Source organism: Xanthomonas sp. SHU 199, assembly GCF_000364665.1.
Classification (GTDB): Bacteria; Pseudomonadota; Gammaproteobacteria; order Xanthomonadales; family Xanthomonadaceae; genus Xanthomonas_A; species Xanthomonas_A sontii.
Genome location: NZ_AQOI01000701.1, coordinates 1 through 2,486 on the forward strand (window position 1 = coordinate 1; position 2,486 = coordinate 2,486).

Annotated in this window: 3 protein-coding genes; all 3 read right to left on the reverse strand. The window is 69.0% G+C overall.

Annotated features, from left to right (window positions below; translation table 11 throughout):
* Positions 1–183: 183 nt before the first annotated feature.
* Complete coding sequence (gene bcsD / locus D183_RS0119920; protein WP_026143666.1) at positions 184–642, reverse strand: cellulose biosynthesis protein BcsD; 459 nt, start codon at positions 640–642, stop codon at positions 184–186.
* 219 nt (positions 643–861) lie between these two features.
* Positions 862–2,046, reverse strand: coding sequence for a nicotinate phosphoribosyltransferase (pncB, locus tag D183_RS0119925; protein WP_017910551.1), 1,185 nt, complete (start codon positions 2,044–2,046; stop codon positions 862–864).
* 73 nt (positions 2,047–2,119) lie between these two features.
* A partial coding sequence (locus D183_RS0119930) for a glycoside hydrolase family 113 (protein ID WP_017910552.1) occupies positions 2,120–2,486 on the reverse strand: 367 nt, incomplete at its 5' end.

Genomic DNA, 2,486 nt, shown 5'->3' on the forward strand with positions numbered 1-2,486 from the left:
CGGCCGGCTCCGCGGCGCTGAGCCGGTCGGCGGAAAAATCCTGGTAGGCGGTGGCGCCACTGCTGCCGAGCTTGGCGAACAGGCTGGAGACGTCGTCGCCGGTTTCGGCACCCGTTTGCTTGGACTTCTTGGACATGACGCCCCTCATGACGATCTGAAAATAGTCGGTCGCTACCGCCGCGCTCAGCCGGCCCTGGCCAGCACGAAGCGGCGCAGGTCTTCGTGTCCGGACGACAACGCACGCACGCCCAGGCCGGCCGACATCCCCACCTGCATGAACCATGCCTGATACACCCCTTCCAGGAAGCCGTCGGCACCGCCGGCCTGCCCGGCCAGGCCGATGTGCAGCGGCGAGCCGGCGTGCAGCAGCTCGACGCGGTCGGCGTGCTCCTCGAAGCGCGCATAGCCCCACTCCAGCCGGTCCCAGACGCGGTTCACCGCGTCCTCCAGCTCCTGCAGGGTGGTGCAGGCGCCGACCTGGTGTTCGGCGGCGAAGCGGCGGCCGATGCGCGCCATCAGCAGGGCCAGGTCCTCGGCGCCCAGCTCCGCGGCGAACTCCTCGGCGAGCGCGCGCAGAAAGCCGCGCCACTGCCGCGAACAGGCGTGGGTGCGGTAATGGGTCTGCAACGCGTGAGCGCTCATCGAGGAAGTCTCTGGGCAGGGACGGAACGACAACGGCGTAGCGGGTGTGGCGCCCCGGGCCGACCATCGCCGGCCGTCACTAATGCGACACAGTTCTCACTTTGTGGCGCAGTGTATCTCACTCTTTCTTCACCGCAAAGCCCTGATGCGCCGAACTGCGACCCCTGCCCGCCCGCTCCGGGACCGGCGCTGGGTCGGCACCGGCAGGGCCGCCCAGGCTCAGTGCCGCTCCTCGGCCGGCACCTGGAACACCTGCCGCAGGTAGGCCAGATAGGCCGGATCGTCGCACAGGGTCTTGCCGGGCGAGTCGCTGAGCTTGGCCACCGGCTGGCCGTTGCAGCGGACCATCTTGATCACGATCTGCAGCGGCACCAGGCCCAGATCGTTGGTCAGGTGCGTGCCGACGCCGAACGCCAGCATGCAGCGATCGCGGAAATGCGCGTACAGCCGCATCACCTTGTCGATGTCCAGGCCATCGCTGAACACCAGGATCTTGCTGCGCGGATCCACCCGATGCCGCTGCAGATGCGCCAGCACCCGCTCGCCCCATTCGAACGGATCGCCGGAATCGTGGCGCATGCCGTCGAAGAGCTTGCAGAAGTACAGGTCGAAATCGCGCAGGAACGCATCCAGGCCGACCACGTCCGACAGCGCGATGCCGAGATCGCCACGGTACTCGCGCGCCCACGATTCCAGCGCCGCCGCCTGCGAATCGCGCAGCCGCGGCCCCAGCGCCTGGAACGCCTGCAGGTATTCGTGCGCCATCGTGCCCAGCGGGGTCAGTCCGTAGCGGCGGGCGAAGTACACGTTGCTGGTGCCGACGAACTGCTTGCCGAGGGTCTGCTGCAGCACCGGCAGCAGTTCGCCATGCCAGGCGCGCGAATAGCGGCGGCGGGTGCCGTAGTCGGCGATGGCGCAGTTGTCGTAGCCCGGGGTGTCGCGCAGCAGCGCGATCTTGGCCTGCAGGCGGCGCAGGCCTTCGGCATGGTCGGCGCCGCCGGCGTTGCGGAACCACACCTCATTGACGATCGCCAGCAGCGGCACCTCGAACAGGATGGTATGCAGCCACGGCCCACGGATATGCAGCTCGATCTCCCCGGGCACGCTGGCCGAGGCCTGCAGTTGCAGGTACTTGCGGTCCAGGTGGAACAGCGCCAGGAAATCGACGAAGTCCGGCTTGATGAAGCGCATCGTGCGCAGGTAGTCCAGCTCGTCCTCGCGGAAGCGCAGCGCGCACAGCGCGTCGATCTCCGCCGAGATCTGCGGCAGGTACTGCGCCAGGTCGATGTCGGGGGTGCGGCACTTGAAGCGGTACTCCACCTGCGCGCCGGGATGCTGATGCAGCACCGCCTGCATCATGGTGAACTTGTAGAGGTCGGTGTCCAGCAGCGAGTCGATGATCATCCGCCGATTATGCGCTCAGTGCGTTGCGGCCCCGTGGTGGCCAATCGCAGGCGTCGCGATACACGCGCGCAACTCACCGCTTCAGCACCGCCTGCGCCGGCTTGTGCTGCACGGTGAAATCGCTGTCGCGCGCACCGCCGGCGTCCGGATCGGTGTACCAGCACCACAGCGCGATGCCGGCGATGCGCGGCTGCGCGTCGAGTACCTCGCGCCACTCGCGCAGCACCTGCGCCTGCAACGCGGTGTCGACCTCGGCCGTGCGTTGCTCCGGGCTTTCCCAGGGCGCCGCCAGGCTGCCGTGCGCCGAGCGCAGGCCCAGCTCGGCCACCCACACCGGGCGGCCGCTGCGTTCGCCCAATGCCTGCACCCGCGCGGCCGCCGCGCGCATCTGCGCGCGCCGTTGCTCCGGCGCGGCGGCCAGCGCCGGATACAGGCTGGGG

What these genes read in the sequence shown, in the direction of transcription:
- bcsD (WP_026143666.1), bottom strand. Translation starts at nt 642, where the DNA reads ATGAGCGCTCACGCGTTGCAGACCCATTACCGCACCCACGCCTGTTCG.
- pncB (WP_017910551.1), bottom strand. Translation starts at nt 2,046, where the DNA reads ATGATCATCGACTCGCTGCTGGACACCGACCTCTACAAGTTCACCATG.